The organism is Collinsella sp. i05-0019-G5 (assembly GCF_042851345.1).
Lineage (GTDB): Bacteria > Actinomycetota > Coriobacteriia > Coriobacteriales > Coriobacteriaceae > Collinsella.
This window is the reverse complement of the sequence record NZ_AP031421.1, coordinates 640,645-664,816: the sequence shown is the minus strand read 5'-3', so window position 1 is coordinate 664,816 and position 24,172 is coordinate 640,645. Positions and strand designations below refer to the sequence as shown.

The window sequence follows — 24,172 nt, the reverse complement described above, 5'->3', positions numbered from 1 at the left end:
CGACCAGAAAGGAAGCCAACGATGTTTAGGCCCTTACGTCGAAAGAAACGTGCCATCACCGACGAGGAAGCGCGCGAACTGCTCGCTACCTGCAAGCGCGGCGTCTTTGCCGTCAACGGCGACGATGGCTACCCGTACGCCATTCCCGTCAACTACTTCTTTGACGACGAGCACGACAAGATTTATTTCCATGGCGCCAAGGCTGGCCACAAGGTCGACGCACTCAAGCGCGATGACAAGGTCTGCTTTACCGTTTACGGCAACGAGTGGTACCAGGACGGTGACTGGGCTCCCTACGTTATGAGTACCGTGGTCTTTGGCCGTTGTCGCCTGGCGAATGACACCCCCGCGTTTATCGAGGACAAAGTCCGCCAGCTCGCGCTTAAGTACTACCCTTCTGCCGAAGAAGTCGAGGAGGAAATCGCCAAGGACATTAAGGGCGTCCAGCTCTACGAGATTACGATTGAGCATCTCTGCGGTAAGCAGATTCAGGAAAAATAAACCTCCGCAGCAGGTCTGCGCCCAATGGTTACAGATGCCTTACCACACGGGGCCTTCCAGCCGACTTGGCAGAAGGCCCCGCATGCAGGGCACACTTACCGTGCATTAAAAACGTAACGGTCTAGGCGGTCGCACGCCTCCTTTACGCGCGAAAGCGGCAGCGCCAGATTCACGCGAATGTGGCAGGGCCCGTGGAACGGACGGCCATCCTGATACCCCACGCCCACGCGGGCGCCCTCGTCGAGCAGCCACTGAATATCACGGCCATGCTCGCGACACCACTCGGTGCAGTCCAGAAACACCATGTACGTGCCCTGCGGACGCGAATAGGACACGCCCCCAAAATGCTCGTCCACGTAATCGCAGAAGTACTCGATATTGCCGGCAAGCACCTGGTTGAGCTCGTCCACCCACTCGTAGCCCTGCGGCTGGTAGGCACCGATAAGCGCATGCATGGAGAGGACATTCATTTCATTGTAGTGAGTCTTGTTAGACACGGCGCACATGCGGTCGCACAGCGTCTCGTTGTAGATGATGTGGTAGCTGCCGACCAGACCCGCTAGGTTAAACGTCTTGCTCGGCGCATAGAGGGCAACCGTGCGCATGCGGGCATCCTCGCTCACCGACTGCGTCGGGATATGCTTGTGACCCGGCAGAATGATATCGGACCAAATCTCGTCCGAGATCACCACGCAATCGTGTTGGCGGTAGATGTCCATGGCGCGCTCGATCTCATCGCGCTCCCATACGCGGCCGCAGGGATTGTGCGGCGAGCAGAACACTGCGGCATGAATGTGGTTTTGGGCGAGTTTGCGCTCCATGTCCTCAAAGTCCATGCGCCACACGCCCTGGTCGTCGAGTTTAAGTGGGCTGTGGACAATGCGATAGCCCGCGGCCTCGATGGACTTGGTAAAGCCGATGTAGGTGGGGCTGTGGACCAGCACCGCATCGCCCGGCTGGACATACGCGCGCAACGTCGACACGACACCGCCCAGCACGCCGTTTTCGTAGCCGATATGCCCAGGGAGCAGGTCCTCGACACCATTGCGGCGGCTCTGCCATTCGATGATGCGGTCAAAGTACTCGTCGCTCGGATTGAAATAGCCAAACATGGGATGCTGCGCGCGCTGAATGATGTGTTCTTGGACCGTGGGCACCGTGGCAAAGTTCATGTCGGCCACCCACATGGGAATGCGGTCGAAACCCTCGTCGGGTGCGTTCGGAGCCATACCGGGAATCTCACCCCAAGAGTCAACGGCGATGGCGTCCATGTTGTGTCGATTGATAAGTGAGGTAAAGTCGTATTTCATGCTGAGCTCCCGTGCAAAGTTGATTGTTTTGGTAGGCGCTATTGTCCACCAGCACGGGCGATTTTGGCATGAGGTTTAGCGCTTAATTTGACGGGTGCGGACGAATGGCTGGTTAGTCTTGCGCGTCGTTGACGGCGACTACCGTCAACCTGGCTCCGTCAACCGTAAACGATATGTCGAGTCCGGCGTAAGCCAAGTGGTAAACGCGGTTTGGCTCGTGCTTGCTGCCCGCACGGCGCGGATCTTGGCGCAGGACCTCGACCAAGCCAGGGAGCTTTGCGCTTGGAACTTTGTCTTGCAGTGCTTGCGGGAACTCGACGTCGAGCTCTTGCCACGGCGCGTCTTCAATCCAGCCGCCCGTCGCATCCGGGTGACAGTCGGCAAATGGAATGTAGGGCTTAATGTCGTAGATGGGCGTGCCGTCGCGCAGATCGGCCCCCAGCACATGGATGATGGGGCCATCGTCGGTGAGCTCGACACGGTCGAGCTTGACGCAGGTAAGACCGATGGGATTAGGGCGAAACGGACTCCGCGTGGCAAACACGCCCACGCGCTCGGCTCCGCCCAGACGCGGCGGGCGCACAGTCTTCGACCACTTGACGTTGGTGCCGGACCTGTCCTGCGACCTGGCATCGGCAGCTATGTCCTTAGCCGTGCCACCGGGCGTTCCGTTTTCGAAGCGCCACAGCAGCCATAGGTGAGAGAAGGAGTCCAGACCCTCAACCGCTACATTGGAGGCAAATTCCGGCTCAAAAACGATGCGTCCCTGCAGATGGGGCGCCAAAAAGCTGTTGCGCGGAATGCCGAACTTCTGCGGCAGGTCGGTATGTATGTGTGCGATAGGTTCCATGCCGGTCATTGTACGGCATGGAGGTGTGGGGCGTTGCGTGCAATTCTTCGCCGCGGTCCCCCGTCGTGCAACCAACGGTTGCTTGGAAGGGCGCCTGCTGCCGCGTATGCTTAAGCCATCAACCAGCAGAAAGGAGCCGTTATGGCCTTTGCAGAAAAGCTCATCGCTGTCCGTCGCGCTCATCACCTCACCCAAGAGCAACTCGCCGCCAAGCTCTTCGTCACACGCCAAGCCGTCAGCCGTTGGGAGCGTGGCGAGGTCACACCGGGCATCGACATGATGAAGCTCATCGCCGCCGTGACCGGCGAGCCCCTGTCTCACCTGCTCGAAATGCCCGAGCACTATTGCCAGAGCTGCGGCATGATACTCACGCCCGGCGACTGCGGCACCGATGCCACGGGCGCCACGACCGATCATTACTGCAAGTGGTGCTACGACCACGGCCAGTACACCTACGACACCACGATGGAGGCAATGATCGAGGACTGTGCCCCGCGCCTGGCGCAAAACACCGGCATGTCGCTCGACGAAGCCGTCTCGCTCATGGGCGCCGTCCTGCCGCAACTGGAGCGCTGGCGCACCGTGCAGGAAAACGAGGAACGCTACGGCGCCGAGGCTCGGGCGCGCTATGGCGATGAGGCTATCGATGCAGCAAACGAAGCGCTGCTGGACATGGACCCCGAGGCATGGAACGACATGAAGGAACTTGAACGCGCTATTCTGGGCCAGCTCTCGATTGCCATGGGCGACGGCGATGCGGACGGAAGCGAGGCTCGCAAGCTTGTCGCGATGCATCGTCGCTGGATTGCTCTCAACTGGGGATGCGAGCCCCAAGACGAAGCGTATCTGGGCCTCGCCCACGGCTATCTTGCCGACCAGCGCTTTGTTGACTACTACGACAAGCCCTGCGGCACCGGAGCCACGGCGTTTCTGGTCCAGGCCATCGAGTCGTCGCTGGCCCGCGCATAGACCGCGGCGGCTTTGGGTATTTCAATCAAAACCTCAACCGATTGGAGACCTATGGCTACTGATCCTGAGCTCACGCTGTACGTTATGACCGGCTGCCCGTACTGCATAAAGGTCAAGCGTTTCCTTGCCGATAACGGCGTGACCATTCCCGAGCGCAATATCTCGACCGATACCGAAGCCGAGCAGACGCTCATCGCCGTCGGCGGAAAACGCCAGGTTCCCTGCCTGTTCATCGACGGCAAGCCACTCTACGAGTCGAGCGATATCATCGCGTGGGCACAGAAGAACCTGCTCTAGCGTTCTATTGCGGTCGGCTGGCCCCAACCCATACGACCCAAACATGTACACCAGCATCCAAAATCGACATTTTTCGACATCTTTGGATGCTGGTGTACAGTTTTTGCAGGGGTAGTCATTGGGGACGTTCTTAAATGACTCGTTGTTTGAGACGGCCTTTGGATTATGGCTGTTTGAGGCCATCTGACATCTCTGGAAAGGGCTCCTTAGAGGACCGTGCTCAAAAAATGGCAAATATGAGTACTGCTACTTGTTTAGTAACAGCGATTTTAATCATTTCAGGGATCATTCAACGCCCCAAGCGCCCGCAGACGGCGTTATTCCTCCCCATATGTTCAATAAAAGAGACGCCTAATGGTATTAAATCTCATCAGGGACCTCATTTTTGAACAAAATAAATGCAACCATAATGGCAACAGTACTCATATTTGCCCTTTTTTGCACACAGACCTCCAGAATAGTCGTTAGGGACGACTCAAAATGGCAATTCCGGCACTTAGACGCTCTCTTCTTGAATGACTAGTTGTTAAAGAACACTCAGCGACTACTCCAATTCGCGACACACTGTGTCGCGAATTGAGCTGTTCTCACCACCGAAGACCGGTGAAAGCTCCTGGCCAGAATCTCGATAGTTTGTTAAAGTGCCCCCTCTGCAGGTTCAATGAGCGCTCATGTTCCAGACTGGAAAGCGAAGAAATAGCGAAGCCATCGATGCTCATTTCCTATCGAAAAAACTAGTCAATACACGCTAATTAGTTTGATAAACTGCTTGTATTTTTGTCTACAAAACTGTATACAAAAAGAGATTCCGAGAACCAGCGCTCGACATTATGTCAATCGATAGGAAGCGCTATGGACGCTAAGCAGCTCGAAAAGATGATGGGATTTGCCCCCGGAGAGTTGGAGAAAGCCGCGGAGGCATACGAAAAAGATGAGTGGCCGAAGGGTCGCACCATCAAGCTGGGAAGACCGCCGATCTCTGATGAGCCAAGCGTTGTTTTATCGGCACGTGTGGGTGAGTCGGTTCTTGATGCGTTTGATGCAAAAGCAAAGCGCCATGGGCAGACACGCACAGAGCGACTCAGGGAGCTCATCACGATCGATGCAATGATTGCCTAGTTATCCACCGAGCCCAAAGACGTACGCCAGCATCCAAAGTCGACATTTTTCAACATCTTTGGATGCTGGCGTACGGTATTTTGCAACATAGTCATTCGGGACGTTCTTTTAAATGACTAGTCGTTAAAGTGCGTCCCCAACGACTAACTAGCCGTGGAAGCGGGCTATGGGCGCAAGTGGCTGTTCGCGAAAGACGCGCTCGACGGCGGCGCGGTATTCGTCGACCTTTTTGGTCTTACGCACGAGCTTGTGAACGGTAGCGGGGTCGGCGAAGGCGCATTTGGCATAGAACCACCACTCCTTCATGCGAAAGACCGCGTTGCCGCCGATCTCTTCTGCATAGGCCGCAAACAGCGTGTCGTGGAAGCGCTGCAGTTCGGCTGCTGTGGCAGCAGGACCGCCGTTGACCATGCGTGCCAGCGCAGGGTTCGCGAGCAAGCCACGCCCCAGCATCACATGGCGTGTGCCGGGATAGGCCTCCACCAGCGCATCCATATCCTCAAGATCAAAAATATCGCCGTTATAGGCAACCGGGAACGGCGCACGCTCCAGCGTCTCGCCATAGAACTCCTTGCGCGGCGAGCCCGTATAGCGGTCCTTTTGCACACGCGGATGCACGATTAGCTCTGCCAGCGGCATGCGACAGTAAAGGTCGAGCACGCGCTCATACTCGTCATCGCTCTCCAGACCCAGCCTGGTCTTGACCGACACCGGCAACGGCGATCGCTCGCACACGTCACTCAAGAATACCTCGAGCTCGTCGAGATTACGCAAGAAACCCGAGCCCTTGCCCTTGGCGACAACCGTTCCCGAGGGGCAACCCAAGTTGAGATTGACCTCGCGGTAGCCCATGTCGGCGAGCACCTGTGCCGCCCACACAAACTCGTCTGCGTTCTTGGACATCAGCTGAGGCACTACGTTGAGCCCCTGGTTATTGGCAGGATCGATCTCCTTAAACGCCTTGCCCCCAAAGCGGTTTCCCACCCGCGGCGGCGGCAAAAACGGCGTGTAATAGCAATCGAGCGCACCGAAGCACTCCGCATGCACACGACGGAACACATGCCCGGTAATCCCCTCCATGGGGGCAAGCGAAAGAATCATCAACATCTACTCTCAGATCAATGCGGCAAAGGGGCCGTCCCTTTGTCACATGCATTATGCCTTGTGCTTCAGATGATTCACAAGGCAGAGGTGGCTACTTGACGATAATCACCCTTCCATCCGTCGCCTCACGCAACGAAGGTGAATGCTTTTCCGCGAAGTGAACGAGTGAAATCGAGCCCCCGAAACATCGACACTTTTGGAGAGCCATTTCCTGCGGTTTTGTCGCTCAAATCCTGCGGTTTTTGCATCCAAAAGTGCGAATGCTACAGGGGTCCAGAATAGGTCGCTCACTTCTCGGAAAACCATTCACCTTCGATTTGCTGGCGCTCACAAACAGTGAGAGACTGTCCCACGGCAACCCCCTTGCGCGTCATTCGCCCCACGACAGCGACTCCATGCTCCAAAAACGACGTTCATGATCACGACAACCACCAACACCATGCCGTTGACACTACGTTTGAACAACAGACACCCTCCACTCATCTATACTCAAGAGCGTGTGCACATCGCCCCCGAAAAACGATGAGAGTCGAGGCCCCATGCAGCAGCTCACCGAGCAAGAAAAGAAACGCATCCAGCGGTACTGCACATACCCCAAGATCGCAGCGACCGCACTCGTCATGTCGTTCGTGGCATGCCTGTTGATGTTGCCGCTCCAAATGATTAACGATATCGCGTTCCACCAAAAAGAATTCCAACCCGCGGGCATATATACCGCCATCGCACTCACCGTTATCGAACTCGCCATCTTTTGCTATTGCGCTCTTGCGCCGCGCTTTGGAATGCAGGGCAAACAGTGGAAGGAGCTGCAGAGCAGGCTTGCGGTAGCCCAGACCAACAAGGACCGTTCCGCGGAGGTCGCCGGCGTGCTTGCCACGCAAGCTGCCGGCCGCCTGCTCAAGAACAGCGATAACGATCTCGCGCGCAACCTGGGCGGTGCCGCCGAGGTCGCCGGCGCCGTAGGGGCAGTCGCCACGGCGGCAGACGTGCTAGCCGAAACCTCGAGCAATGCCGAGGCCATGGCAAACGCATACGGCGTGACGATTCCAAGCGTCAAGAAGCAGATCATAGCTCTCGCGGTGGTGCCCGCCATTGTGCTGCTTGGCGTCTACATCCCGCAGTTTGTCCAGGGAAATAACGCGCTTCAGGTAAGAAAGGCTGCAGCCGCCGAGCAGCTCGCCATCGCGCAAGATGCCTTGGAGCCCGTGTGCGAACGCGTCGCAGCAGACAACCCATACGAGTCGTATCACGACTACGGCTACCGCATAATCGGCTATCTACGCGATAATGACCTCGGCGCTCAAGCAGCCTATATCTACCTTTCTTTTGATGCAGACGGCATGCTCACGGACGTCGATTACATCAGTCAGATCGACCCCGAGGCAAGCCTTGCAGACAACCTCGCCCGCGCCGAGCAGGATATCGCGACGCTCTATGCCCCGCTCAATGGGCTGGACGTTTCCGTTGCCACACCGGGCCTCCTCACGCCGTGCAGCCTGTCGGATGAATTTAAGCAGGCATTTTTAGCCGGCTCCCTATATGAAGAAATCAGCATCAAGACGGAAGACGAATCTATCAGGTCGTACTACACCTTTGACACCGAGCCCAAAGAAGAGTTCGACGAATACACCCATCCGGAAATTAGGCTCATGCTCTCTGCAAAGAAGAACTAAAGGCTTACGCTCTAATTGCCGCTCGCAAACATCGTCTATATCTCGAGGTCTAATACTTTTCCAAGAAGTGAACGACCGTTTTTTGACCCCCGAAACATCGACATTTTCTGACGCCAAAACCGCAGGATTTAACAATCAAAACCGCAGGAAACCGCCTTCAATAAGTGTTAGCGCTTCGGGGGTCCATTTTGACTCGCTCACTTCTCGGAAAAGTATTAGACCCCGATTTCGCAATGGTCTCAATGTGACGAAGGAACAACCCTTTTGTCGCATTATTCGGAGCGCAGGGCTTCCACGGGATCCTTTTTGGATGCGCTACGGGCCGGCAGCAGGCCAGCGACAACCGTCAGCAGCACCGAAATTGCAATGAGCACCAGCGCATCCTGCACGGGCAGGCTCATCAGATTGGGTACCTGTTTGGCAGTAAGCGCCCAGGCATTAACCGGAAAGCTCACGGCCACCACGACGACAACAGCAAAGACGCCGGCAATGAGGCCCTCGATAAAGGTCTCGGCATTGAATACGTTGGCCACGTTACGCTTCGACGCGCCGATCGCACGCAGGATGCCAATCTCCTTTTTGCGTTCCAGCACGCTGATGTAGGTGATGATGCCGATCATGATGGAGCTCACCACCAGGCTGATACTCACGAATGCGATGAGCACCAAGCTGATGGTGTTCACGATGTCGGTCACCGAACCCATGATGATGCCCATGTAGTCGGTGTACGAGATTGCCTGTTCATCGTGGCCAGAGGCTTTGACCTGCTTGTTGTACGCGTCGATGTGATCGAGCACGCGCTCCTTGGCCTCAAAGTCACGCGGGAAAATCTTGACCGAGATGGGGTCTGCCTCGTCCGCATAGCCCAACGTGGTCAGATTGTTGTCGTAGGTGAGCTTCGACGCCTTCGCATAGCTCATCATGAGCGAGCTCAGATCCTCGGCGTCCATGTTGAAGTGAATGGCATTGGCAAAGGCGCTCGCATCCACGCGCATAGCGCTCGCCAGGTTGGCAAAACCCGATGACATCTGCGTCGCCATCTGGCCCATGAGCCCCGCTGCGCCCGCCTTGAGCTGGGACGATACCGTCGACGCTATCTGCTCGCTAATTGTCTTCATCATCTGATCCATAGCCCGCTGCAGATACGGAGCCAGCTGCTTTTGCACATAGTCGGTCATCACCTGCTGCAGGCGCTCGGCCAGGGCATCGCCGCCGAGCGCCTTGAGCTGGGCAAGGATTTGCTGGGCCGTGGCATCATTCTCAAGATACGTCGAGAATGCGGCAGAGAGCTTTGACGCGTCCTTAAGATCATCGGGCGACAGCGCCTTAAACTGATCAGACTGCAAAAAGCCCTCAAACAGCTGGTTGGCTAGTGTTCCCACCTGCTGCATTTGCTCGGGCGTGAGTTCCAGACCGTCAAAGATACCCGAGAAATCTGGGGTTGGCGCTTTGGCCATGATGTCACTGAAGTCAATATCCTTCCCAACGCCCGAAAGGTCAATGTCCAGCCCGGATAAGTCGATACCAGAAAGGTCCATACCGCCGGCAACACCCGAGAGCGCAGATGCATCGAACGAGAACGCGCTCTTCAGCGCTGCCTCGTCCACACTGAACATGCTGCCTAGATCAACTCCTTGTTTGGCCTCGCCCTGCAGTTCATCGAAAGACTTGCCCGTAAAGACATCCGTCTCGGGATGGGCAAGCTGTTCTTGCACAATCTGCGAATCGGCGGCGCGCTCCATAAGCTGGCGAGTCAGCGCATGCGTATAGGCAATGCCCGGGGTCAATGCGCTCGCGTTGGCCGTCTCGTTAGGTCGCACCACGCCCACAATGCGCACGTCAATACCGTCGGCAACCTTGGCCGTCATAAAGTCGGCATCGTCAGACATGTCAGTCCACATGCCAGTCTCTTCGTTTTTGCGATACGCATCAGCCGGCGACAGCACCTTAAACGTGGTAGACAGCGCATCGTCGTAGGTAAAGTCGGTGCCGGTCTCGGGCGTTTCGACCCCACCGTCAGCCGTCATAGCGCTGTTTACCAGATCGTTGAGCTCATCGATATCCAGCGCACCGATGCTGTAGAGCGTGTAGTCGCCCACCGTGCCGCGGCTCGAAAGCACCATTACGGCTTCGTCGGCAGACGTGGGCCAATGACCGGCGACGACATCGTACTGGCTGTCGAGCAGGCTCTGGTCGTCAATCATCTCGTTAAAGACCGAGGTTCCCATGGATTCCATGCTCACCGTTGCCGCCGAGCTTGCGCCTCCGCTCATGGCCTCGGTCATAGCGTTGGGAACAAGCCGAACGGGCCTCTCGTCGCCCTTGCTCAAACGATAGACAACCGGCGTCACGCCGTAGCCGTACTGGATAGCGTTGACCTCTTTGTCGATACCGTCGCCGCCACCGTCAAGCCATGCCTTAAAGCTCGTCATATCGTTAGATTTAACGCTTGCGAACATATCCTTTACGGCCGTGACCACGGGAATCTTATCCGTTCCCTTAGCCTTGCCACCGGTAGCGTCATCGGACGAGGCCTCGCCCTTGGATACCTCCTCATCGGTAGCCCCCTGTCCGCCCATCATGGACGACAGGTCGTAATCTTGTTTGGAAATCGTAAGCGGGTAGCTTGAGAGCGTGTCCTCCTCGACCTTTTTGATGTAGCCGTTTACGCCGTTGGAGAGCGCCAGAATCGCTGCGATACCAATAATGCCAATCGAACCTGCGAAGGCAGTCATGGCCGTACGGCCCTTCTTGGTCATGAGGTTTCGGGCAGAAAGCCCCAGCGCCGTCACAAAGCTCATCGAGGTTTTGCGCGTGGGCTTGGCCTCGCGACGCGCGGCCTCGGTAGCATCAAAGGGATCTGAATCGTCGGTGACCTTGCCGTCCGCCAGGCTGACGATGCGCGTGGCGTACTGGTACGCCAGCTCGGGATTGTGCGTGACCATGATGACCAGACGATCGCGCGCAACGTCCTTGAGCAAATCCATAACCTGCACGGATGTCGTTGAGTCCAAGGCGCCGGTCGGCTCGTCAGCCAGCACAATCTCGGGATCGTTGATCAAGGCGCGGGCAATGGCCACGCGCTGCATCTGCCCGCCCGAAAGCTGGTTCGGGCGTTTGTCAACGTGCTCGCCCAGACCAACCGCCTCGAGCGCCTTACGCGCACGCTGGCGGCGCTCGGCATGTCCCACGCCCGTGAGTGTAAGCGCCAATTCCACGTTTTCCAAAATGCTCTGATGCGGAATGAGGTTGTAGCTCTGAAACACAAAGCCAATGCGATTGTTTCTGTAGGCATCCCAATCGCGGTCGCTGAAGTCCTTGGTCGAGATGCCATCGATCAGCAGGTCGCCGGAATCGAAATGGTCGAGTCCACCAATGACGTTGAGCATCGTAGTTTTACCCGAGCCCGAAGGACCCAGGATGGCTACAAACTCGTTATCGCGAAAAGACAGGCTTACGCTGTCGAGCGCTACCTGCGTAAACGACTGCGTAACGTACCTTTTGCAAATACCTTTGAGCTCCAGCATGGACGGCAACCTCTCCTGCGCAGGCACCCTGCCCGCTCTCCTCCGCCGTTCGTATTCGACGCGTTTGTCCTACTCTATCCCCATTTTTTGCCGACGCCAGTGAGGAATGTAACAAACCGCGCCAAAAAACGAACGGGACGGCGCCCAAAAGAAGAGGTCCCGAGCGGGACCTCTATGTGGTGGAGCTTATCTTGAAAGGTAGCGGACTACTTCGCACAGCGGTGCACGATCATCGCCATGCTTTACGCGTTTTCTACTGCTCGCTATTCGCAATCGCCTGGTCGATAAGCTTGTCGAGCGCTGCGCGCTGCTCAGCGGAGCTGATGGCGCCCACGATGGGCTCCCCTACGATGTTGCCATTCTGATCGATGACATACGTTGTCGGGAACGAGAACAAATTTGACGTAAACTTACCGGCCTCGCTATCCGACTTGAACCAGATATTCTTATATGTCACGCCCTTCTTGCTCAGTACGTCCTTGGCATCTGCAATCTCGCCCTTGTTGCCATCGAGCGTAAAGGAATTGACGCCCACGACCTGGCCGCCCTTCTTGGCAAGCTCCTTATTCAGGTCCTCAAGGTCGCCCAACTCACCCACGCACGGCTTGCAAGTGGTGAACCAGAAGTTCATGACGGTGACCTTGTTCTTAGAGAACAGCTCGTCGCTGTTCACGTCGTTGCCATCCAGGTCCTTGCCCGTAAAGCTGGGGAACTTCGTCGCCTCGCTCGAAGCATTGGCACCAGCCGTCATGCCAGCGGTCGAAGCGTCGACGCTCTCGCCTGAGCTCGGCGTGCTTCCACAGCCGGGGAACTCCTTCTCCAAGCTCTCGAGCTTGTCCTCGATCTCCTTGATCTGCTGCGCACCGGCCTTGAGCGTCTTGAGCTCATCCGCCGTGAACTCATCCTTGGCGCCGTCGATGGTCTTGAGCAGGAAATCGCCGTAATTGCTGCCGTTCTCAACCATTGCCGAGTCTTTATTTGCCGCATTGAATACCTTTTCCCACAGCGCGTTATCACTCGAAAAGATATCGTTCTCCTTCTGCATGAGTTTTGTATACAGCTCGGCGGCCTCATCGGCATTGGTCGGCTTCTGCGCAGTGAGTTCTGCGATCTTAGGATCGGAGCTCGCAGATTCGCTCGCATTGCCACTGGGCGCCGAACACGCCACAAGGCACAAGGCCAATACTGGCACCATAAACAGGGCCGCAATCTTAGAAAGCTTCATGGTCATTCCTCCGTTTTGTCGAAGCTTGTTTACTTTTTATCGGCGGTCAAGGGAAGCTTTTCCGCCGACACATCCAGGCCATAGCGATAGCTGATGGCATCGACAGGGCAGGCCCCAATGCACTTTCCACACCGGATGCATTCGGCATGATTGGGCGCGCGGACCACATCAACGTCCATCTGACAAACCTTTGAGCACTTGCCGCACGAGACGCATTTGCACGCGTCAACCCGAATCCCCAGTAGGGACACCCTATTCATGAGCGCATAGAATGCGCCGAGCGGGCAAATCCATTTGCAGAAGGGGCGGTAGAACAAAACGCTCAGCACTACCACGGCAATGAGAACGGCAAGTTTCCAAGTAAAGAGCTGCCCCAGCGCAGATCGAATGCCGGCATTAGCAATGGCCAGCGGAATGGCGCCCTCGAGCACGCCCTGCGGACAGATGTACTTACAAAAGAACGGGTCGCCCATGCCCACGTCGTTAACCACCAAGACGGGCAGCAGCACCACGGCAAACAGCAGCACGACGTACTTGACGTACGTGAGCGGCTTAAGCTTTTTCGTGGAGAACTTTTTGCCGGGAATCTTGTGAAGCAGTTCCTGAAGCCAGCCAAACGGGCACAGAAAGCCGCATACAAAGCGTCCCAGCAGCACGCCGAGCAAAATGAGCGTACCGGTAACATAGTAAGAAAAGTTGAACTTGGATGAACCTACCACCGACTGGAACGACCCGATGGGGCACGCACCCGATGCCGCGGGGCACGAATAGCAATTAAGTCCAGGTACGCAGACTGTTTTTCCCGCGCCCTGATAGATGCTTCCTTTGGCAAAGTTTGGCAGGTGAATATTGGTGACCAGCGTCGCCGCCGCCTGAATGAATCCGCGAAATCGGGCCAAAACATGCGACGCAGTGTTTTTTCTTTTATCCAATTCCGATACACTCCAAGCACAGCCTAATCGCTTTGGCCAGCACGGCATCCGCCTCGCCGCGCATAACACCAAAGCACACCATGGCAATTCCGACGATCAACAAAGCGACCTGTACCATGGGTTTTACCGCTTTGAACAACTCGACCACTCCTTTCGTTACGCGACCATTGGACCATATCGACTATAAAATCCGTGTTAAGTGCGATTTGAAATGTGCAAGGAGACCGTTATGCGTATTTTGATCGTCGAGGACGAGCGGGCGCTGTGTGACGCAATCGCGCGCAGCTTGCGAAACCTGGCATACAGCGTCGACTGCTGTCACGACGGACAGGAGGCGCTCGACCTACTGGACGTTGAGGCCTTCGACCTCGTGGTACTCGACCTCAACCTTCCCCGTATCGACGGCATGACTGTGCTCAGGGAACTTAGGAAAACCGACTGCGAGACCAAGGTACTGATTCTGTCCGCACGTGGCGGAGTATCCGATAAAGTCGCCGGACTCGATGCCGGCGCCAACGATTACCTCACCAAGCCGTTTCATCTGGACGAGCTTGCGGCAAGGATTCGCAGCCTTACCCTCAGACGCTTTACACAAAGCGACATAGTTTTAACCTGCGGAAAGCTCCGCTTTGACACCAAGGCGCGCATCGCTTCCGTGGACAGCGAGGCTTTATCTCTTACGCGCAAGGAAACGGGAATCTTGGAATACCTGATGCTTAATCAGGGGCGACCGGTAAGCCAAGAGGAGCTTATAGAGCACGTTTGGGATAGCAGCGTGAACAGCTTTAGCAACGCAACCCGCGTTCACATCTCGTCGCTCCGAAAAAAGTTGCGCAGCGCTTTGGGATACGACCCGATTCGCAATCGGATTGGAGAGGGCTACGTTATGGAGGATAGCGAATGAAAAGGCTTTCGCTGCAATGGCGCATAACGATTATGACGGCACTGCTGACGTGTGCGGCATGCGTGCTGACGAACTGCCTGGTCGGCTATACGGGCATGCGCTACATGGATGCCATCGGCAGCAACATCTCGGCCTTTAACGCAACCGGCGAAGATTCGTCCCAGGCGTTCGACCCAACGAAAGCGACCCCCGATGACAAGGTCACGATCGTCGTAAACGACGCACAGGAGTCTTTTGGCACGACAACCTGGTGCATCACGGCTGGAGTCACACTCCTTGGCGGCGTGCTGGCATACTTTGTGAGCGGCCGTGCGCTCAAACCGCTACGGGCTTTTGCAGCCCAGGTTGAGCGTGTGCAGCCTGACAACCTAAGCGAAATCAGACTCAATGAAGATGTGCCCACCGAGCTACAACGATGCAGCGCCTCTTTCAACGACATGATCACCCGTCTTGGCGAAGGGTTCTCTGCACAACGTCAGTTTACCGGCAACGCCGCACACGAACTGCGCACCCCGCTCGCCCTTATGCAAGCACAGATTGAACTTTTCATCTCCGAGCACTCCGGTTTGCAACCCGAAACAGCCGAGCTGCTCGGCCTGCTACAAGAACAAACCGAGCGCATGTCTCGAATGACCAAGGTATTGCTCGAGATGAGCGAGCTCCGCAGCGTTCCTTGCGAGGACGATGTTGAACTCGGTCCCTTGTCCGAAGAGGTCCTCACCGACCTTGCGCCACTTGCCGAGAATAAGGGCATAGCCCTCAATTGTGCTGGAGACGCTTTAGTAATCGGAAGTGATACGCTCCTCTATCGACTGGTGTTTAATCTGGTCGAAAACGCCATCCGTTACAGCCGCTCCGGCTCGACTGTCAACGTCTCCATCAGCGACAGCGACAGCCACGTGCTCCTACGAGTCAAAGATGAGGGCCCGGGAATACCCAAGCAATACCGAGAGAGCATCTTCCAGCCGTTCTTTCGTCTAGACAAATCCCGCAGCAGGGCATATGGCGGCGCAGGACTCGGACTAGCGCTCGTTTGGGAGATTGCAGCGCTTCACGGTGGCACGGTAGAGGTCGAAGAAAGTTCCGAGAACGGGACCACCATGCTCGTAAGCCTTCCAAAACGATCTGCAGCGTTAACCGAACAGTAAAACGAAAGGGGTCCCGAGCAACAGGAGTACAATTGCTGCTATTGTTGCCAGCTGTTGGGAGATGGAAGATGGACTGCGATGGCTACCCATGCGTTCCCATGCCGTTGATGTGCACCGCCTTTGTGCCGGGGCAGATTGACGCTGCGGTTGCAGGCATTTCCGACCCCAATTCGCGCGCCATTGCCACGGCAGAAGCGCTGTACTTTCGCGGACAGGCCGCCCTCGCTGCCAAGACGGCGCGCCCCCATCTTGACGCCACCAATCCCGCACTGCGCTATTCCGCATGCTTTATCTGCGGATACGCCAGTCTGTCGCTCAACCGTATCGCCGACGCCCGCCGGTGCCTTGCTGGCATCCTCGATACGCCGGCCGACGAGGAATCATCCGCTATCCACGCCACGCATATCCTGTTCGCCTCGGCCGCAAGCGTCCTGCTGCACTTGTCTTCCCCGTATTCTGCCGAAGAGTTTTATCCGCTTGCGGCGCATCTGCCCGAAGGCCTGCGCCTGTTCGCCAGCTACGTGATGGCGCATGCCCTGTACCTGCGCGGCGAATATGGCCGCAGTCTGGGCATGGCGGAAAACGCCCTGATTATGAAACAGGGAAGTTATCCCATCTCGGAGCTGTTCCTGCACTTGTCGGCTTCTATGGCCCTCATGAGTCTCAAAGACGTCGACGCCGCAAAAACGCACTTCGGAGCTGCTTGGAACATTGCGCGCCCCGACGGCCTTATCGAGCTCATTGGCGAGCACCACGGCCTTTTGCAGGGGCTCATCGAGGCATGCCTAAAATCGCAATACCCTGACGATTTCGCACGCATCATCGAGATTACGTATCGATTCAGCTACGGCTGGCGGCGCATCCACAACCCCGATTCGGGCGAGGACGTGGCCGACGATCTAACGACCACGGAATTCACCATGGCCATGCTCGCCTGTCGTGGGTGGACCAACGCCGAAATCGCACGCCATATGGGAGTATCGCCGGGCACCGTCAAAAACCGCCTATCCGGCGTATACGCAAAGCTTGGCATCGGCACACGCGCCGAGCTGGTCGCGCATATGTTGCGTTAGCGACCGGGCTGCCCGGCGTATCGAAAGCACTCCGGAGGCTTGACGCTTTCGCGCGCTTAAATTGGACACTTTGGCCATCGAACGGCACTACCGCCACGGGGCACCTTCTCGCAAAATTGGATTATTTCCACCGATACCTGCGGGATGGGAGCCAAAGATGCTTGATCGCCGTTCGTTACTTGTTGCCGGAGCATCCTCGCTGACGAGCATTATGTTGCCGCGCGTGCCGGGAAGCGCAAGCGCCTTCATATTGCCGTTCGCGCCCACCGAAGCCTATGCCGACGAAGAAGACCCCTTCAGGGTGCTCGTTCTCTCGCGCACCATGTTTGGTGTGGTCGTGGTCGACGTCGCCAACAAGAATACGCCCATCAAGGGAGCCCAGGTCACGCTCGCGTCGCGTTATGCCGCGGGCAAGCAGCTCTCCGCCACTACCGACGACGAGGGCACGGCCATCTTTGAGGTCGCGCCGCTTTCGGAAGGCTACGTGGACGAGGCGACGCTCCTTGACGCGTACGACTTTAACGGCGGCATCTCCATTAGCATGGCGGGCTACCGTGATGTCGAGATTCCCCTTGCGCGTATCCAGGGCGGCACCGCCATAACCGCGCCCACGCGTCCGCTCTCCGATGGCGAGCCGTACTTTCGCCAGCTCACATTCGACGAATGGGACATCCAGTACGCCGACGCTACATTCATGGCACTGCCGAAGGACGACGCCGGAAACGACCAACCCGACACGCACGCCTTTACCGTGCAGGCGCATCTGCCACAGGGTGGACAGGCAACGCTGCGCATCAACAAAGTGACGCCCGCCGCGGGCAGCTCATCCGAAACCGTCACGCAGATCGGCCAAGTCAAGGCCAGCGCATCGGGCGCGGATAATCTGGCAACGTTCACACTCGAAGACAAGTTCCTCGATGCAGCGTCAAGCCTTCTGGAGGAAGGTTGCAAGTTGCGCTTTGCGCTCGACTATCAGGGCAAAACCTACACGCTCTCCTCCCCCATGGCCGTTGTCACCGCGCCGGCCGCAAAGGCGGAATCGGGCTCGACCACCATCATTCCCACCACCATGGACCAAGAGATCACTCCGTTTGATTTCCCCGCAGCGTTTCCCGGTATCGGCGGCAATAAGTTCACGTGTTGGATGCCCACATTTCCCATTCTGTTCGATTTCTCGTTTGCTGGATACGTGCTGTTTGGCGGAGGATACAAACCAGCCAGCTATATGAACGATTCGGGCAACCCTGATCCGGAATACTGGAAGAAATCGCCGCGCGAGTCGGGCGCCAAGCAGGCAAACCGCTACCTCGACGAGATGGAGGGGAAGTGGAATCAATATAAGAGTATGAGTGCCGGTTCGGGCACCGATCCAAGAAACACCAAGCTGCTTCGTCACCACTGCACGCTGCTGTTTACGGTGGATATCGCCACGCAGCTGTACGGATCGCTCGCCTACGACTGGGTGGGCAAAACCTGGGGCAACAACAACGATCCCGCATACGGCAATATTAAGGCCCTCTTCCAGGTAAGAACCGACCTCAATTGGACCGAGCAGTTTACCCTAGGACCGGTGCCGTTTTTCCTAAACGTCAACCCCTGGGTGCTGGCGAAGCTGGCGCTCGCCGTGGGTGCCCACACGCACGGCAGCGGCGCGGCGTTTTTTAAAAACATTTCGCTCGACTATTCAAACACGTCGGGCTCGTTCACCATCCAGATCGGGCTTGCCGTCACCTTTGGCGCCGGCGTTGCAGGCGTCGCTTCGTCTGCCGTGCGCGGCGCCGCATCCCTCACGCTGTTCATTGGGTATGAGAAGGCAGATGGACACCAGCTTCCGCGACTGCGCGTAGGTGCAGACGTCGATGTCGATGTGATACTCCAGTTTGTAATGTTCAAGTGGACCACCAAGGCTTGGTCGGGGTCGTGGCCCACACTCCTCGATTCGTGGAATATGTCGGTGAACAGTGGCAACCAGTATGTGCTCCAGCGCTCTGAGCTCGCATTGGGTGGAGATACGCCTTACACGCTGGATGCCCGCTTCGGCATGCCCGGCAACATCGAGGCGGGCGGCGTGCCGCAATTTATCGCATCGGCCACCATCGTCAGCAACGCCGAGCTGCTCGCACGCGCCGAGGTTAAGGCCACTGCCGTAAACGCCGCGCCTGTCGTGCGCGATTGGGATCAAGCGGTCACGTGCATTGAGCTTGAGGCGGATGCAGAAAGCGACGACACGGGACAGATCGAGCATTTCGTCCATGCACTGATAGGGAACGACGAAAACGCCGCGCCGATGTACGAGTACACCTATATCGGGCAGGCGACGAACGCTGTTGCGGACCCCAACGCCAATTCTGCTGGTGTATCGGAGGACGAGCGTGGCGGCATCAAGCCCTCGAGCGACAACGTGCTGTTTTCCGGCGTGCTCAGCGAAGCTCACATGAAGCTGGCAATGATCGCCGGCGTAGAATGCCTGTTCCGTATCGCCTCGGTGCGCTACGGCGACAATGGCCGCTCGCGCCTGGTGGTGCACACAAAGGCAAACGGCACGTGGTCTGCCCCCATGCCCGTGGACTTCCCCCTTGGCTTTGGCGAGGGCGACGTGGAGCGCGACGGCATATTCGATTACGACTTCGACGTAGTGGAATATACGGACGGAAGAGAAAACCAGGACGCTTACGTGCTGCTGGTCTCGGGCGAGCGCCCCGACGGCGACAACACCCTTTTCGATACGGCAAGCACAGCCGGCATACTGTCCGTTGTGCGCCTGCGCATAAGCAACGACGGAGTTCGCGTGATGTCGCACACGTCGTGGCGCAGCATCTCGCGCGGCCGCCTTCAGGAGGATGGCTACCATTGCCTGCAGTGCCCACGCATCACGGTGGGCAAGACGCTTGTCGACGGACGTCTGTCGGGCGCCTACCTCCGCCGCCACGGAACCACCGCAGAAAAGGCGCTCGGCAGCGAGGCCGAGGTTGCGCTGGAATGCTTTGCCCTGTGGTCGGATGATTTGGGCGACAGTCTCACGTTCCGTCAGGTCCTCCGCTTTCCGCAGGCACCGTCGAGCATCGAGCTAGGCGCGCCCGAGAATATCAACGGCAAAATGGTGGTACCCGTTGCATACGAGACTGCAGGCGGTTGTGGCTGCGCATCGTACGCCGTGATCGGCCAGTCCATTGCGGGCTGGGGCGTTATGTCGCCAGATGCCACAGTACCCCACGCGGTGCCGTGGCCACAACATTCGGGCTTTTTGGCAACCGTCAACGAGCAACTGCAGCATATTACTTGGACGCGAGGCGCATCGGCATTTGCAACGCAGCCCGTGGGTGCCGCAGGCTGTGGCCCGGCATCGTTTAGCGTAAGCAACAACGGCAGGTGCGTGCTCTATGTAGAGAACACCGATGGCAAGGTGGGACAAACCTACGACGAAGAAGGCAACCCGGTAGCAGTGATGGGCAAGCACTTCCGCATCTTCGCCAGTACCTTGGCGGGCGATCTGTTCACGGAGCCGTTTGTGATGTGCGAGCTGGACCATCCCGTCGATCAGATAACGACATTTTTGACGTCGGGAGGCATGCTCTCCGCGCTCGCCACGCACATTGTGAGCGCGGAGCAGAGCAAGGCGGAGCTGCACGGCATCGAAGTGCCCTTGGTGGCATGTGCCACTCCGACGGGCGCGGTCGCCACCTCGGGCGCGGTGGTGCCCGGAGCAGCAGGCGAATCCTTCATGGTCACGGTGCGAAACGACGGCAACACCTTGCTGACCGCCGGCACGATCGATCTGTACCGAGAGGGCTCCAGTCAGCCGTTCTCCAGCGCATCCATCGGGTTCGGAGTGAACGCACGCATGGCATCGATCTACGATCCAGAGCTTGCCGAGGACGCTTCGGCCAACGACATGACACACGTGAAGTACACGCTCGAGACGCTGGGCGCACATTTTGCAACGCACCCGCTGGTAGCCGACAGTGGCAACGCCGTGCTGGCACCGGGTTGCACGGCACAGTTCCGCATGAGCTTCGCCATCCCCGAGAGTTGGAGCGACGAGGTGGGCAAACGCGTAACGCTATATGCGAAGGCGCGTAAGCTGGTGGCGCTCGATCCCGTAACGCTCGAGGAAATTCGACCGGGCGCAAACTCGGCGCTGGGTGCCGTGCTGCACGAGCTTCATGTGCCCGACGCGGCATGCGAACGCTCAGAAGTTCAGGTCGGCGTATGCGACAACGCGGATACGACGGAACTTCACGACGCCCCGATGACGGTCGACGGCGATGGCGGCACGAGTGGCGGCGGTACTGACAAGGGCGGCGGCTCCGGCGGAAGCAGCTCCAGCAGTGGCAAGGACCACGGCACTAACAAGCGCTCCGGAAAAGCGGGCGCGCTCGCTGGCACGGGCGATGTCAATGCTCCCCTTACGGCAGCCGCTGCAGCACTCGCCGCGGCAGGCGCCGGCCTCATCGCCTACAGCGCCCGCCGCACGGCGCTCGAAAAAGACACCGCCGATGAGGTCAATTCTGATAAGCCTCGCTAGCTCCTAGTTACTTTTGTGAGAGACGCCGACTCGGCTCATCGAACACCAAAAGGGGCTGGCCCCGATAACTCGGAGCCAGCCCTGAGTCGCCTGACATGGGAATCGCAACCCGCTACTTGAGCTTCAATGCCTCCATCATGGGCGCGGCGGCGTCCCAATCGATCTTCCAGCCAATCGACACGCGGACGGTCTCGCCCGTCGCGGGAGCCGTCGCAAACAGCGTATGGCCGTTGTCGGGACCGGTAAAGCGCAGCCACGTTATGCCGTTGTACTCGACCTGGTCGGTTGTTGTCTCCTTGCCTTCGTAGACCTGCTCTAGGCTTGCAACCTCTTCCTCCGGCGAGCGCGGGAAGATGCTGATGTTCAGGCGTCCTCCAGTCTCGTCGTGGAAGAAGTTTGCCTTTTCGCGCTCTTCGTCGGACGAATCCAGCGTGTACCCATCGGCGGCCTCGATGCTGTACGATGCGCAGTCGATGCCCGTTAAATCTGCCTTCTCGCCAGAATCGGCCACGCCGCCGGCCGCCTTGAACTCCTTGGTCTCGCATCCCGTGGTGTCAAAGTGCATGGCCTCATGATTCTTGGCGGGGGCATAAGCGTCTACGAACTCGACAGTGATGGGCCCGTAGTACGCCGTCTTGGGCGCCCAGAAATACACGTACTCAACGGTCTCGCCCGGGCCGATATCTGGCCTCTCGGAAAGGTCGATGCCCTCGTGCAGCTCATCGGGAGCCTCGCTTGCAACGTAGTCGAGCACGGCCGCCTTGCCGGAAGTAAACAACGGGTCGCCTGCCTCAAGATCGCCCTGGGCAGCATGCACGTTAAAGGAACTGAACGTCCTGTTCTTTGTGTTGTTGTTGGTGATCTTGATGTGCAGGTAAAAGCCGTCCTGCAGCTTGGCATCGCCGCGATAGAACGTACCGTGAGCCACCGACTCATAGGTAATGCCTGCCACCTCGACCGTCTGCGAATCATAGGCCCTGGGCTTTTCCTGCACAGGCGCGCTGCCGCCCGAACCGCCAGGCGAGCCGCTCGGAGCACTACCGCCACAGCCGGCCACTGTACACGCCAGCACGGCCGAAAGCGTCACGGTGGGAATTCCTAACAGCAGTTTCTTTGTCATGGGCCTCATCATTCTCACCGCTCCTTTCGGCTTGCAGCTCATCCATTGCCCGAGTCCCAAGTCGACCCCGTGGCATCGGCTTCCACTATGAGCGTATGACGAAACACGGCGCCGGCGAAGTGACCCGTGGCCCAAATAACGACCCACCAGCGTTCCTTATGGGCCAAAAGAACTCGCACATGCACGCCCCCGGCCCATAAAACGAGACGTCTGTCCCAATGTTCGATTCGATGCAACAATCCGCACGACACGTTTTCGACAACGTATCCAACCGCAAACGCAGCAAGACGCATTCGGCCGCCTTCAAATTTACTCGGGCAGAACCGACTCGGTTTTGTCCGAGTAAACTCGAGCATAAACTGATCCATGCGATACAATTAACTCGGACAAAACCGAGTCGGAAGGAACCGAGTAAGTGGAATTTATTGGCAGGGAGCGTGAGCTCGCCCGTATTAAGAAAACGCTCAAAGCACCCGAGCAGCGCAATGTTCTCATTTACGGCAGGCGTCGCGTCGGAAAAAGTGAGCTCATCAAGCAGGCGCTAACCGATTTGTCGGACGTCGCAACGGTCTATTACGAGTGCCGCCAAACCTCCGAGGCAGACAACCTCGAGAGTCTGTCCGTCCTTGTTGCTGAAGCGCTGAGCTTTCCTCCGCTCGCCTTCACAGGCATCCGCGAGCTCATCGAATTTCTGTTTGCCCAAGCTAAAGACAAGAACATTACCCTCGTTCTCGACGAATACCCCTACTTGAGAGATGCGGTTAAAGGCTTAGACAGCATTCTTCAGACCTCAATCGACGCCCACAGGGAAGACTCACGTTTAAACATTGTCCTGTGCGGCTCCTACGTTGAGATTATGAAATCCCTCATCGAGCATGAAAGCCCCCTCTACGGGCGAATTGATCTCGCGCTTGAGCTTAAGCCCATGGATTACTTTGACGCTGCGAAGTTCTATCCCGCGTTCTCGCCCGAGGACAAGGTGCGGCTCTATAGCGTTTTTGGCGGTATCCCCTTTTACAATCGCCTCATCGATCAATCCCAAAGCGTACGCGACAACATCATCGAGCTCGTCACGGAACCTGGCGCCCGCTTAGAAAGCGAGGTGCCGTCCTATCTCAACGCCGAGATCTCGAAGATGACCAACGCCAACGAAGTTTTCGGGGCTCTCGCACAAGGCTACTCCCGTTGGGGGGACGTGCTGGCACAGTCGCACGTCTCGAGCGGTCCGGCCATGGCAGACGTGCTCGACAAGCTCATGTCACTCGAAATCGTCCAAAAGCGTGCACCCATCAACGACCCTACGAACAAGCGCAAGTCTGGCTACTTTGTAGTGGATCCGCTTTCGCTCTTTTACTATCGCTATGTTTTCCGCAATGCCTCAGCGCGTCAGCTGCTCGACCCGGAAGTCTTCTATGATCGTCACGTCTTCCAAGACTTCGAGGAAAACTACGTTCCTCATATGTTCGAGGAGATCTGCCGTCAATACCTCGTGCGGCAGAACAGGACCGGCAAGATCGAACCGGCTTTCGACGCCATAGGCAAGTACTGGTACGACGACCCCGCAAACAAAACGAGCGGCGAATTCGATGTGGTAACGCAAGACCCCGAGGGCTACGCATTCTACGAAGCAAAGTTCCGCAAATCCCCCATCACGCAAAAAATGGTCGACGAGGAAATCGCCCAAGTCGAGGCAACGGGACTCAAGTGCCATCGCTATGGATTCTTCTCCCGTTCGGGCTTCGAAGCTGGCGAAAGCGATCGAACCGTCTTCATCGACCTGCCGCAGATGTTTGGATAGGACAGGACAGGTCCCTCCCGCATTCCAAGCATTCATTATCTAATCGAACGGTTGTTCGATGGATTTCGTGTTGGTTGGAATCGTCTGTGGGCTGGGC

At 57.4% G+C, this 24,172-nt stretch carries 18 protein-coding genes; 10 read left to right on the top strand and 8 right to left on the bottom strand.

What is annotated here, in order from left to right; translation table 11 throughout:
• The first annotated feature begins 21 nt into the window (after positions 1-21).
• A complete protein-coding gene (locus ACGHIZ_RS02965; RefSeq protein ID WP_118081398.1) occupies positions 22-501 on the top strand; it encodes a pyridoxamine 5'-phosphate oxidase family protein in 480 nt (159 codons plus the stop codon).
• A gap of 95 nt (positions 502-596) precedes the next feature.
• Here ACGHIZ_RS02965 and ACGHIZ_RS02960 read toward each other — a convergent pair whose 3' ends face one another.
• Together ACGHIZ_RS02960 and tsaA are read right to left on the bottom strand one after the other, a co-directional pair.
• Positions 597-1,811, bottom strand: a complete 1,215-nt coding sequence (locus ACGHIZ_RS02960) for a MalY/PatB family protein (protein WP_390449057.1) — start codon at positions 1,809-1,811, stop codon at positions 597-599.
• A 112-nt stretch (positions 1,812-1,923) separates the two neighbouring features.
• On the bottom strand, positions 1,924-2,661 hold the full coding sequence (gene tsaA, locus ACGHIZ_RS02955) for a tRNA (N6-threonylcarbamoyladenosine(37)-N6)-methyltransferase TrmO (RefSeq protein ID WP_390449054.1): 738 nt from the start codon (positions 2,659-2,661) through the stop codon (positions 1,924-1,926).
• Between the two features lie 141 nt (positions 2,662-2,802).
• On the opposite strand from tsaA, the gene ACGHIZ_RS02950 reads away from it, so the two are divergent.
• The 3 genes from ACGHIZ_RS02950 (at position 2,803) to ACGHIZ_RS02940 (ending at position 5,046) form a co-directional block, all read left to right on the top strand.
• On the top strand, positions 2,803-3,630 hold the full coding sequence (locus tag ACGHIZ_RS02950) for a TipAS antibiotic-recognition domain-containing protein (RefSeq protein WP_390449051.1): 828 nt from the start codon (positions 2,803-2,805) through the stop codon (positions 3,628-3,630).
• A 51-nt stretch (positions 3,631-3,681) separates the two neighbouring features.
• Positions 3,682-3,927, top strand: coding sequence for a glutaredoxin family protein (locus ACGHIZ_RS02945; RefSeq protein ID WP_390449047.1), 246 nt, complete (start codon positions 3,682-3,684; stop codon positions 3,925-3,927).
• An 852-nt stretch (positions 3,928-4,779) separates the two neighbouring features.
• Positions 4,780-5,046: a ribbon-helix-helix protein, CopG family gene (locus tag ACGHIZ_RS02940; protein WP_390449044.1), complete on the top strand. Its 267-nt coding sequence runs from the start codon at positions 4,780-4,782 to the stop codon at positions 5,044-5,046.
• A 147-nt stretch (positions 5,047-5,193) separates the two neighbouring features.
• Here ACGHIZ_RS02940 and ACGHIZ_RS02935 read toward each other — a convergent pair whose 3' ends face one another.
• Positions 5,194-6,153: a tRNA dihydrouridine synthase gene (locus ACGHIZ_RS02935; protein ID WP_390449041.1), complete on the bottom strand. Its 960-nt coding sequence runs from the start codon at positions 6,151-6,153 to the stop codon at positions 5,194-5,196.
• Between the two features lie 536 nt (positions 6,154-6,689).
• On the opposite strand from ACGHIZ_RS02935, the gene ACGHIZ_RS02930 reads away from it, so the two are divergent.
• Complete coding sequence (locus ACGHIZ_RS02930; protein WP_390449038.1) at positions 6,690-7,823, top strand: hypothetical protein; 1,134 nt, start codon at positions 6,690-6,692, stop codon at positions 7,821-7,823.
• Positions 7,824-8,095: 272 nt separating this feature from the next.
• Here ACGHIZ_RS02930 and ACGHIZ_RS02925 read toward each other — a convergent pair whose 3' ends face one another.
• The 4 genes from ACGHIZ_RS02925 to ACGHIZ_RS02910 form a co-directional block, all read right to left on the bottom strand.
• Entirely contained in the window at positions 8,096-11,350 is a 3,255-nt protein-coding gene (locus ACGHIZ_RS02925) for an ATP-binding cassette domain-containing protein (protein WP_390449035.1), read from the bottom strand.
• 253 nt (positions 11,351-11,603) lie between these two features.
• Positions 11,604-12,575: a TlpA family protein disulfide reductase gene (locus ACGHIZ_RS02920; protein ID WP_390449032.1), complete on the bottom strand. Its 972-nt coding sequence runs from the start codon at positions 12,573-12,575 to the stop codon at positions 11,604-11,606.
• Positions 12,576-12,604: 29 nt separating this feature from the next.
• Positions 12,605-13,507, bottom strand: coding sequence for a 4Fe-4S binding protein (locus tag ACGHIZ_RS02915; RefSeq protein ID WP_390449029.1), 903 nt, complete (start codon positions 13,505-13,507; stop codon positions 12,605-12,607).
• Positions 13,500-13,625, bottom strand: coding sequence for a CD1871A family CXXC motif-containing protein (locus ACGHIZ_RS02910; RefSeq protein ID WP_035586275.1), 126 nt, complete (start codon positions 13,623-13,625; stop codon positions 13,500-13,502). The genes ACGHIZ_RS02915 and ACGHIZ_RS02910 overlap by 8 nt, the downstream gene beginning before the upstream one ends.
• 111 nt (positions 13,626-13,736) lie before the next feature.
• Between ACGHIZ_RS02910 and ACGHIZ_RS02905 the strand changes: the two genes are divergently transcribed.
• The 4 genes from ACGHIZ_RS02905 (at position 13,737) to ACGHIZ_RS02890 (ending at position 21,157) form a co-directional block, all read left to right on the top strand.
• On the top strand, positions 13,737-14,411 hold the full coding sequence (locus tag ACGHIZ_RS02905) for a response regulator transcription factor (protein WP_349089276.1): 675 nt from the start codon (positions 13,737-13,739) through the stop codon (positions 14,409-14,411).
• Positions 14,408-15,559, top strand: coding sequence for an ATP-binding protein (locus ACGHIZ_RS02900; RefSeq protein ID WP_390449026.1), 1,152 nt, complete (start codon positions 14,408-14,410; stop codon positions 15,557-15,559). Before ACGHIZ_RS02905 ends, ACGHIZ_RS02900 begins: the two co-directional genes overlap by 4 nt.
• Before the next feature lie 98 nt (positions 15,560-15,657).
• Positions 15,658-16,632, top strand: coding sequence for a helix-turn-helix transcriptional regulator (locus ACGHIZ_RS02895; protein WP_390449023.1), 975 nt, complete (start codon positions 15,658-15,660; stop codon positions 16,630-16,632).
• Positions 16,633-16,789: 157 nt separating this feature from the next.
• On the top strand, positions 16,790-21,157 hold the full coding sequence (locus ACGHIZ_RS02890) for a hypothetical protein (protein ID WP_390449020.1): 4,368 nt from the start codon (positions 16,790-16,792) through the stop codon (positions 21,155-21,157).
• A 112-nt stretch (positions 21,158-21,269) separates the two neighbouring features.
• On the opposite strand, the gene ACGHIZ_RS02885 is transcribed toward ACGHIZ_RS02890, so the two are convergent.
• Positions 21,270-22,277: a hypothetical protein gene (locus ACGHIZ_RS02885; protein WP_161170694.1), complete on the bottom strand. Its 1,008-nt coding sequence runs from the start codon at positions 22,275-22,277 to the stop codon at positions 21,270-21,272.
• Positions 22,278-22,692: 415 nt separating this feature from the next.
• Between ACGHIZ_RS02885 and ACGHIZ_RS02880 the strand changes: the two genes are divergently transcribed.
• Positions 22,693-24,075: an ATP-binding protein gene (locus ACGHIZ_RS02880; RefSeq protein WP_040358713.1), complete on the top strand. Its 1,383-nt coding sequence runs from the start codon at positions 22,693-22,695 to the stop codon at positions 24,073-24,075.
• Positions 24,076-24,172 lie beyond the last annotated feature (97 nt).

Coding starts and splice junctions, on each gene's coding strand:
- ACGHIZ_RS02965 (WP_118081398.1), top strand. CDS start 22: ATGTTTAGGCCCTTACGTCGAAAGAAACGTGCCATCACCGACGAGGAA.
- ACGHIZ_RS02960 (WP_390449057.1), bottom strand. CDS start 1,811: ATGAAATACGACTTTACCTCACTTATCAATCGACACAACATGGACGCC.
- tsaA (WP_390449054.1), bottom strand. CDS start 2,661: ATGGAACCTATCGCACACATACATACCGACCTGCCGCAGAAGTTCGGC.
- ACGHIZ_RS02950 (WP_390449051.1), top strand. CDS start 2,803: ATGGCCTTTGCAGAAAAGCTCATCGCTGTCCGTCGCGCTCATCACCTC.
- ACGHIZ_RS02945 (WP_390449047.1), top strand. CDS start 3,682: ATGGCTACTGATCCTGAGCTCACGCTGTACGTTATGACCGGCTGCCCG.
- ACGHIZ_RS02940 (WP_390449044.1), top strand. CDS start 4,780: ATGGACGCTAAGCAGCTCGAAAAGATGATGGGATTTGCCCCCGGAGAG.
- ACGHIZ_RS02935 (WP_390449041.1), bottom strand. CDS start 6,153: ATGTTGATGATTCTTTCGCTTGCCCCCATGGAGGGGATTACCGGGCAT.
- ACGHIZ_RS02930 (WP_390449038.1), top strand. CDS start 6,690: ATGCAGCAGCTCACCGAGCAAGAAAAGAAACGCATCCAGCGGTACTGC.
- ACGHIZ_RS02925 (WP_390449035.1), bottom strand. CDS start 11,350: ATGCTGGAGCTCAAAGGTATTTGCAAAAGGTACGTTACGCAGTCGTTT.
- ACGHIZ_RS02920 (WP_390449032.1), bottom strand. CDS start 12,575: ATGAAGCTTTCTAAGATTGCGGCCCTGTTTATGGTGCCAGTATTGGCC.
- ACGHIZ_RS02910 (WP_035586275.1), bottom strand. CDS start 13,625: ATGGTACAGGTCGCTTTGTTGATCGTCGGAATTGCCATGGTGTGCTTT.
- ACGHIZ_RS02905 (WP_349089276.1), top strand. CDS start 13,737: ATGCGTATTTTGATCGTCGAGGACGAGCGGGCGCTGTGTGACGCAATC.
- ACGHIZ_RS02900 (WP_390449026.1), top strand. CDS start 14,408: ATGAAAAGGCTTTCGCTGCAATGGCGCATAACGATTATGACGGCACTG.
- ACGHIZ_RS02895 (WP_390449023.1), top strand. CDS start 15,658: ATGCCGTTGATGTGCACCGCCTTTGTGCCGGGGCAGATTGACGCTGCG.
- ACGHIZ_RS02890 (WP_390449020.1), top strand. CDS start 16,790: ATGCTTGATCGCCGTTCGTTACTTGTTGCCGGAGCATCCTCGCTGACG.
- ACGHIZ_RS02885 (WP_161170694.1), bottom strand. CDS start 22,277: ATGACAAAGAAACTGCTGTTAGGAATTCCCACCGTGACGCTTTCGGCC.